General features: G+C 67.9%; 5 protein-coding genes. 2 read left to right on the top strand and 3 right to left on the bottom strand.

All coding sequences use genetic code 11. The features are described 5' to 3' along the window. The first annotated feature begins 451 nt into the window (after positions 1-451). Positions 452-2,203 (top strand): arabinofuranosyltransferase, encoded by a 1,752-nt coding sequence (locus ACFW0G_RS44860; RefSeq protein ID WP_378331702.1) that lies wholly within the window; start codon positions 452-454, stop codon positions 2,201-2,203. Between the two features lie 54 nt (positions 2,204-2,257). On the opposite strand, the gene ACFW0G_RS44855 is transcribed toward ACFW0G_RS44860, so the two are convergent. From ACFW0G_RS44855 to ACFW0G_RS44845, 3 genes are read right to left on the bottom strand one after another with little or no spacing between them, the layout of a single operon-like run. Next, on the bottom strand, positions 2,258-3,571 hold the full coding sequence (locus tag ACFW0G_RS44855) for a TfuA-like protein (RefSeq protein ID WP_378331701.1): 1,314 nt from the start codon (positions 3,569-3,571) through the stop codon (positions 2,258-2,260). Positions 3,572-3,583: 12 nt separating this feature from the next. Further along, positions 3,584-4,816 (bottom strand): YcaO-like family protein, encoded by a 1,233-nt coding sequence (locus tag ACFW0G_RS44850; RefSeq protein WP_378331700.1) that lies wholly within the window; start codon positions 4,814-4,816, stop codon positions 3,584-3,586. Between the two features lie 36 nt (positions 4,817-4,852). Then, a complete protein-coding gene (locus tag ACFW0G_RS44845) occupies positions 4,853-6,316 on the bottom strand; it encodes an MFS transporter (RefSeq protein WP_378331699.1) in 1,464 nt (487 codons plus the stop codon). Positions 6,317-6,498: 182 nt separating this feature from the next. Here ACFW0G_RS44845 and ACFW0G_RS44840 point away from each other — a divergent pair, with 182 nt between their 5' ends. Further along, positions 6,499-8,151 (top strand): AMP-dependent synthetase/ligase, encoded by a 1,653-nt coding sequence (locus tag ACFW0G_RS44840; protein ID WP_378331698.1) that lies wholly within the window; start codon positions 6,499-6,501, stop codon positions 8,149-8,151. The last annotated feature ends 584 nt before the right edge of the window (positions 8,152-8,735 follow it).

Raw genomic sequence — 8,735 nt, 5'->3', positions numbered from 1 at the left:
ACGCCTACCGCTTTTTTTCCTTGTGTCGTGGGCTCGTTTTTTTGAATAACCGCCGGGGCCTCCGTCCCCGGGGGCCGCCGGGGCACCCAAGGCCGGACACCCCAGGCGCGACGGCACGGTATGCCCGCAGTCGCTTTCTCATAACAGCTCACCGAAATAGGCAACCAAACGGACACTACTCCGAACAGCCTAATCATCACGTCCAGTGATCCGTGTCACAAACCGAGTATCGGCCGTAACGGATGTAACGACAGCCGTCGCACAACCGATGCGCTCGTCGGGTGAAGCACTTTCACCACGTTTCAGGGGGATCCGAGCACGCGTATCGGAAACGCACGCGAAATGACATTTCCGGATACCGGGTCTTCCGTGTTACGAGTCGTATACGGCAGCGCGGGTCGCGGCCGGGAATTTCCCCGGCGCGGACCCGTGAAGTAGGAGAGTCTCCCGGATGACCACGGTCCTCACCAATGAACCCGGCGCGTCGGCTGCCGAGCCCGGCAGGGTGTCTCGCCGGCCCCGGGCCCGAGTCTGGAACTGGTTCGCGTTCGGGCTCACCACCGCGGTTTTCGTCGTGCTGGCTTGGAACCGGCGCTGGATGAGCGACGACGGGCTGATCGTCCTGCGGACGGTGCGGCAGATCCTGGCCGGGAACGGACCCGTGTTCAACCTCGGCGAACGGGTCGAATCCAATACCAGCACGTTGTGGACCTTTCTGCTCACGGCATTGGCCTGGATCCCCGGGCTCCGGCTCGAATGGCTGGCAGTGCTCACGGGCCTGGTCTGCGCGACCGGCGGGCTGGTGCTCGCTCTCGACGGCGCCCGGCGTCTCGCCGGCTCCGGCGGGTCGGTGTTCGTGGTGCCGGCCGGTGCGCTCGTGGTGATCGCGCTGCCCCCGTTTCGCGACTTCGCCACGTCGGGGTTGGAGACCGGGCTGATCACGCTGTGGCTCGGTGCCACGTGGTGGCTGCTGGTGCGGCACGCCCGGCACCAAGCGAACGAACCGGTGGTCCTGACAGCCATCGTGATCGGTCTCGGAGTCCTCGTCCGCCCGGACCTCGGCCTGTTCAGTGCCTTCGCCGGGGCCGGTCTGCTGGTGCTCACGTGGCGGGGCTGGCGCGCCGCGCTGGTGTGGATCGCCGCGGCCGCCGCGCTGCCGGTCGCGTATCAGATCTTCCGCATGGGCTACTACGGGCTGCTCACCCCGAACACCGCGCTGGTCAAGGAAGCGTCCAACGCGTTGTGGGGCAAGGGACTCACGTACCTGGGCGACTTCGCCGGCCCCTACTACCTATGGGTCCCGCTGGGATTGTGTGCGCTCGTCTCCTTGTTCCTGTTGTGGCGCAAGACCGTGAACAAGCGTGTCGCGGTGGTGGTGGCCGTGCCGCTGCTCAGCGCGCTTGCCCTGGCGCTCTACGTCATCCGCGTCGGCGGCGACTTCATGCACGGACGCATGCTGCTGCCCGCACTGTTCAGCCTCCTGCTGCCGGTGATGGCGATTCGGCTGACGCGCGCAACCGTCGTGCCCACGGTCGCGCTCGCCGCGTGGGCGCTGGTCGCCGCCGGATGGCTGCGGACCGAGTACACGAACCTGACCCGGCCGCTGAACGACGCGACGGGCATCGCCGACGAACGCGCCGCCTACGTGTCCGAAAGCCACCACGAGCACCCGATCCTCGCGGAGGACTTCGACCAGTTCACCGCGATCGCCGATCCGATCCGCGCGCTGCTGCCCAGCGGGCAGGGCGCGGTGCTCGTGCCCGGCGAACAGGACGGCTGGCAGCTCTACCCGACCGGCACCGGACACAGCGTCGCGACCTTCTTCAACATCGGTGGCCCCGGCATGCTCCTCCCGCTGGACATGTGGATCCACGACCCCATCGGGCTGTCCAATCCGGTCGCCGCGCACACCACGCCCTATCCCGGCCGCCGGGTCGGGCACAACAAGTACGCCGGCATCAACTGGGAAGTCGCCGATCTGGCTCAGGGCACGACGGCGCAGCTCGCGGCCCGTGGCGACTTCACGGTCGCCGAACTGGACACGATCCGCCACACGCTCGCCTGCCCGCGCACCCAAGAGATGCTCGCCTCCGTACGGGCACCGCTGACCTTCGACCGGTTCCGGGACAACCTCCTGCACGCCACGGGCCGCAGCGGCCTGCGATACGACCACAGCACAGTCACGACGCAGACCTGCTCCTGATCTCGCACGTGCCGAGACGGCGGCAGTCCAAGCCCGCGATGACCGGTGTCCGTTTCACGCCGCCTGTGCGGGACGCTCACTCATCGCGACAAAGGCTCGTGCCGCGATGAAGTACGGCCGCGCCTGCTCGCGGAACTCCTCGACCGAGCGGAAACCGCGGTCGAGCACGTGGGTCGCCAGCGCATCGGTACGCCACAACGCGGCGAACGTCGTATCGAGCACGTCGGTGGGAATATCGCCGGGGTGGAACTTCGGGTTGAGCTGAACGGCCTGACTGCTCAGGCGGAGCAGCCGTGCGCTCTGTCCGGCCAATTCGGCCAGGTCGGGCACCAGCTCGGGAGGTATCCCGTCGTAGACGAGCCGCCCCGAGCGTCGCCGGAACGTGCGCACGAGCACGCGGATCGCGCGGTCGTGCCTGGTGAGCGTGGCCGCTTCACCATCGGCGAGGATTCCCCGGCGGACGAGTTCCTCCGTGGTCAGGGCGTCCAACCAGGCCGGAACGAACGTGTCTCCCCCGACCTCCGGATATTCGGGCCGCAGATGGGCCAGCACATGCGCGGTGTGGCGGTCCGGGAAGTCCGGGAGGAACAGCTGCGCGCAGGCGAGCACCTGGCGCCGGGTCGGGCCTTCGGGATCGGAAGTGGCCGGGGTGTGCTGGAGACTCCACTCCTTCCGCCAGGTGGTGACCGGCACCTCGATCCCCTGCCCCGGCGGCGTCAGCATATTTTCGGCAAGGAGGCTCCGGACCGCGTCCTCGGCATCGGTGCGCTTGACATCGCTCAGCCGGTCGCCGCGCAGTTCGTCGACGACGAGCCGCATCGGGCCTGCCAACCCTCGCTCGCCTGCCGACGCCAGCAGGTTCGTGTTGGTGCGGGCGGTGAAATGCAGCGACCGGGCGAGGTCGACGACCTTCGCGGCCTCGGCCGGATCGAGCCGGCCGGCGGCGGCCAAACGGTCGGCGACGCCGAGAATGCTCACGATCGCCTGGGTGAAGGCACGGAAGTCCACATCGGCGTCGCCGTGGGTCAACGCCACGTCGGCGTCGGAGATCAGCCGGCCGTCCCGGTACCAGGCGAAGACCGTGCCCAGGCCGGTCATCCCGTGGCCCTGGTGTTCGGCCGCGCGCAGGGCACCGAGGCTCGCCGTCCCGTAGAGGGGGACGCCGGCCGCGTACAGATCGAGGATTTCCTTGTGCCGCACCGGCGCGGTGTGCTGATAGACACCGTCGACGATGAGGACGGCGTCGCCGGCGTCCGGCCGGAGACGGTAGAGATCGCCGTGCGCGATCGGGGGATGCGGGCACACCCCGGCCAGTTCGAGCACGGGCGAGCCGGACAACGAGGGGCCGGCGAAGACGTGGATCGTCATGGGGTTCCTTGGCTACTCCTGCGCGGAGGCCTGCGCCAGCCGCGGCTGCCTGTCTTCCGGATCGGGGTAGCGGGGCAGATCCTCGCTCGCCTCGTGCTGTCCCTCGGGCAGCCCCGGCGCGACCACCTTGCAGACGGCGAAGGGCTCCCCCGGCGGGCTCAGGTCGACACGCAGCACCGGACGGCCCGACATGACACTCACCTGAGCGGCCAGCCAGGCAAGCACCTCCGCGCTCGGAACGCGGGCCCCCACCGAGGGTTTCGCGATCTCGTCCCACGACCGGTTCGGTTCGACGGTCACCGGCGGGACGGGATAACGCACTCCCCGGTAGGCCCCGCTGCCGATGTCCTCGCGGGTTCCGCTGATCACCGACATGCGGCTCTGGACCGCCTCGGTCAAGGCTCGCTGCACGGCGATCTCGGGCAGGAAATGGCTACCGGAACCGGCGTAGAGACCGGGCATGTCAGGGCCCCAGACGAAGGCGGCGAACGTCGACACGCCCGATACGGTCGAGCAGTCCACGACCTCCACCCAGAAGTCGAGGTCGTGCAACCGCTCGATGAGATCGCGGCTCCAGCACTCGGGCAGGGTCCGGAGATCCACGACTTTTCGCTGCCGGATGGGTGTTTCCGCCATACCGGCTGTCGAGAACCGTTCGATGACTTCGAGCAGCGCGTGGATCGTGGCTTCCGCGAGATTGTTCCCGCTGGCCAGGCCATTGGCCGAACAGAACTGGGTGGGCGGTCGCCAGGTGCCGTCGGCGATGCCGTCCATGGCGACCGCGCGGAGCGGGACGAAGGTCGGCGCCCCGTCCCCCAGTGCGACGGCGGGGACCCAGCGCAGCGGGAAGCGATCGGAGATGACCGAGCGCTCGGTCGGGGTTATTTCCGTTGTGGTGTAAGGGAGATCGAGTTCCGCGGCCGCCGCGACGAAGGCGTCGGGAGTGGTGAAGTACCGCTCGCAGACGGACATCTCGATGGCCTCCATGACCGCCGACAGCCGGGCGAGCAAGGGCGTGGCGCCCTTGCCCTGGCTGACACCCACGGTGGTGGCGAGCGGCCGCACGGCCATGTAGACCGGCATGCCGATGATGTCGAGCCCGGTGAGCTCGGCGACCCTGGTGATCCCGTAGTCACGCATCCGGGGCCGCACGAGCTCCCACGTCTCCTCGGGAGACCGGTCCCGCAACGTGCCGGGGAGAACGACGGGGCCACCGCTCGACGCGCCGTGCGTACGTACCATCATTGTCCATTTCTGTGAGCGGTTCCCTCATGCGACGCCCTAACGTCCGGCGACCGCGCTCTCGTTCTCCACCGGAGCACTCGCCGGAGCAGCGGATTCGGTGCTGGCCCGCCGCGACTTCCGCAGGAGCACCGCGGAGAGCAGGCCGGTGGCCACGGCGAGCCCGGCACCGACGAGGAGGGCGGCGCCGACCCCGTCGGTCAGCGACGTCAGCGAGTCACTGCCCCGCCCGGTCGACCGCGCGGTGGCCGCCGCCGCGACCGAACTGAGCGCCGCCAGCCCGATCGCGCCGCCCAGCTGCTGGGTGACGTTGACCAGGCCCGAAGCCAGGCCGGCGCTGTCCGCCGGTGCCTCCGCGGTGGCGGCGATCATCAGGGCGACGACGCTGAGCGTGGCACCGATCGAGGTGATGGTCAGCGCACCGAGCACGTCGGCGAAGTAGTTGCCGCCCACGCCGACCTGGGCCAGCCAGAACAGGCCCGCCGCGGCGATCAGGCTGCCCGCCGTCGCCGGGATCCGGTAGCCGATCCGGCTGACCAGGTTGCCGGCGTGGGTTCCCAGCAGCGTGAAGCACAACGCCGCGGGCATCTGCGCCAGTCCGGCCTGCAGCGGCGTGAATCCCAGTACCAGCTGCACATACAAAGTGAGGAGGAAGAACATCGGCATGATCGCGCCCTGGGTGAGCAAGGTGAGACCGTTGCCGTTGCGCAGCGACGCGATCCGGAAGATGCGCAGTGAGATGAGCGGGTGGCTGCTGCGTGCCTCGATCACGACGAACGCGGCGAGCAGTACCGCGGCCGCGGCGAAAAGGCCGAGGGTCTGCACGGTGCCCCAGCCCGCGGTTTGGGCGTTGAACAACGCGTACACCGTCAAGGAAACGCCTCCGGTGACCGTGACGGCTCCGGCGAGGTCGAACGTGCGCTGGCTCGCGTCCTTCGCCTCGGGAAGCAGGCGCGGCGCCAGCAGCACGACCACGGCCACGATCGGGAGATTGACCCAGAACACCGCCTGCCAGCCGAACCATTCGGTGAGCAGACCGCCGAGGACGTATCCGGTGGCGGCGCCCGCGGCGGCCACCGCGCCCCAGATACCGAGGGCCTTGTTCCGTTCCTTCTGTCCCGTGAACAGGGTCATGACCAACGCGAGCGCGGCGGGCGAAACCGTTGCCGCGCCGACGCCCTGCACCACGCGGGCCACGATCAGCCACAGCGGCGAGCCGGCGAGCGCACCGGCCAGCGAGCCGACCGCGAACAGTGCCAAGCCGACGATGAACATCCGGCGGCGTCCCAGAATGTCGCCCGCCCGGCCACCGAGCAGCAGCAGACCACCGAAGGCGAGTGCGTAAGCGTTCGTGACCCACGGCAGGCTTTCGGGCGTGAAGCCGACGCCTGACTCCATCGAGGGGGCGGCAATGATCACGATCGCGGTGTCGACGACGAGTACGAACTGGGTCATGGCCAACAGTGCGAGCGCGAGCCAGTGCCGAGTAGGTGGTGACGACATGGCATCTCCTGAGGTTGCCGATTTACCGGGATGTGCGAGCCCCTATTTCCGTTTATTATGCGCCGCTGGTCCCCGGATTCTTTCTTCGTGGTTGCTCAGCCTGGCAAAGCAATCCAAGAGACGCCTCGGCGACGCGCGGTGCCGAATGCTCACAAAGCCGCTGACCTGAGGAGACAAGGGAAATGTCGCGAGCCAGAACCTTCCCCGAGGCGTTCCAGCAGACCGTGGCAGCACATCCGGACGACGTCGCGCTGCGCACCCCGGGCGATGTCGTCCAGCTGACCTGGAAACAGTACGACGACGAGGTGCGCAGGCTCTCGGGCGGTCTGGCGGCGCTGGGCCTGAAACGGGGCGACACGTTCACGGCGATGCTGACCAATCGCCCCGAGTTCAACCTGACCGAGGTCGCGGCCTCCCATCTCGGCGCCACCACGTTGTCCATCTACAACACCAGCTCGCCGGAGCAGATCGGCTACCTGCTCACCCACTCCGACACGAGAATCATGGTCTGCGAACGACAGTTCGCCGACCGGATCAGGGAATCCGGCGCCCCACTGGAACACCTCCTGATCGTCGAGGACGGCGACCTCGACCGGCTGCGGCCGGAACCGGGTTTCGATTTCGAGGCCGCCTGGCGGGCGGTGGCGCCGGACGACCTCCTGTGCCTGATCTACACCTCGGGGACGACCGGGCCGCCCAAGGGCGTCGAGCACACCCACCGGGGCTGGCTGCGGATGATCGACGCGATCGCCACCATCTGGCCGATGGAGGCGGGCGACACGACGATCTCCTATCTCCCGTCCAGCCACTCGGGTGACCGGTTCTTCCGCCACTACTACCCCATCGTGCGCGGCGGCCAGGTCACCTGCCTCGCCGACGCCGCCAGGCTGGCGGAGACGATCGCCGAGCTGCACCCGACGACGTTCGCCGCCGTGCCAAGGACTTGGGAGAAGCTCAAGGCCGGCGTCGAACGGGAAGTGCTGGCCGACCCCGAAACCGCGGCCGCGTTCGAGGCGGGTGAGCAACGGCTTCTGGACTCGATCCGCGTCAAGGCCGGATTCGACCGCATGAAATGGGCGCTGACCGGCACCGCGGCGATCGCGGAGCACGTCTACGCCTTCTGGGAAAGGCTCGGCGTGGCGGTCAGCGTCGGCTGGGGCATGACGGAATGCGGTTTCGGCGCGGGATCGTCGCCGTCGGATTCGAAGATCGGCACCATCGGGAGACTTGCCCCGGGTGCCGAAGCGCGCATCGCGGAGGACCACGAGCTGCTGGTGCGCATGCCGTGGATGATGCGGGGCTACCGCAAGGATCCGGTGAAGACCGCGGAAGCGCTCGGCCAGGACGGCTGGCTGCGCACCGGCGATCTGGCCACTGTGGACGATCAGGGGAACTACCGGATCATCGGCCGCAAGAAGGAGCTGATCGTCAATTCCGGCGGCAAGAACATGTCGCCGAGCAATATCGAACACGCCATCACGGCGGGTTCGTCGCTGATCGGGCCGATGATGGCCTACGGCGACGACAAACCGTACAACGTCGCCTTGATCACCCTCGATCCCGAGGCCGTCGCGGCCTTCGCCGCCGAAACCGCCGTTCCGGCGGATCCGGCCGTCTTCGCCCAGGACGAGCAGGTACTGGAGAAGATCCGAGCGAGTGTCCATTCCGGAAACCAGAAACTGTCCCGGATCGAACAGATCAAGAGGTTCACGGTGCTACCGGAGTTCTGGGTGGCCGGCGGCGACGAGCTGACCACGACGTCGAAGCTCAAGCGCGACGTCATCGCGAAGAAGTACGCGGCCGAAATCGAGGCCCTGTACGGGCAGGCAGGCTGACGCACCACTCGCACCCACCCTGTTACGCCAAGGGGCCCTTCCTCGCACCGAGCGCGAGGAAGGGCCCCTTTCGCATGCGCGGAGCCACTCCGAGGCCGCGCACGCCCGTACTCCACCGGCCTGGCGAAACACGCGCACCGCACGCAATCCATGAGTAGTTTTCCACGGTCGGCGGGTGCATTATTTATATAGCAACCAGGCATTCTTCACACCGGACACCAGGAGGAAACCATGTTCGACATCACCAAGATCTCCGACGCCGAACTGCTCGCCACCGCCGGCGCCGAGTCCGTCGACTTCGCCCACGCCACCGTCGCACCCTCGGTCATGACCGGCGAGCCCTGCGACTGATCCACATTCCGGGATCGCCCAGCAGATACGCAATTCAGGAGTGGTTCTCCACACTCGGCAGGCGCATAATTTAAATAGCCACTACCAGGCATTCTGAACACCGATACCAGGAGGAACCCATGTTCGACATCACCAAGATCTCCGACGCCGAGCTGCTCGCCACCGCCGGCGCCGAGTCGGTCGACTTCGCCCACGTCACCGTCGCCCCGTCGGTCATGACCGGTGAGCCCTGC

Origin of the sequence: Amycolatopsis sp. NPDC058986 (genome assembly GCF_042741125.1) — a bacterium.
Lineage (GTDB): Bacteria > Actinomycetota > Actinomycetes > Mycobacteriales > Pseudonocardiaceae > Amycolatopsis.
This window is presented reverse-complemented; position numbering and strand designations above follow the sequence as displayed.

Excerpts from the sequence above, each read along its gene's own strand:
- ACFW0G_RS44845 (WP_378331699.1), bottom strand. The coding sequence starts at position 6,316 with ATGTCGTCACCACCTACTCGGCACTGGCTCGCGCTCGCACTGTTGGCC.
- ACFW0G_RS44840 (WP_378331698.1), top strand. The coding sequence starts at position 6,499 with ATGTCGCGAGCCAGAACCTTCCCCGAGGCGTTCCAGCAGACCGTGGCA.
- ACFW0G_RS44850 (WP_378331700.1), bottom strand. The coding sequence starts at position 4,816 with ATGATGGTACGTACGCACGGCGCGTCGAGCGGTGGCCCCGTCGTTCTC.
- ACFW0G_RS44855 (WP_378331701.1), bottom strand. The coding sequence starts at position 3,571 with ATGACGATCCACGTCTTCGCCGGCCCCTCGTTGTCCGGCTCGCCCGTG.
- ACFW0G_RS44860 (WP_378331702.1), top strand. The coding sequence starts at position 452 with ATGACCACGGTCCTCACCAATGAACCCGGCGCGTCGGCTGCCGAGCCC.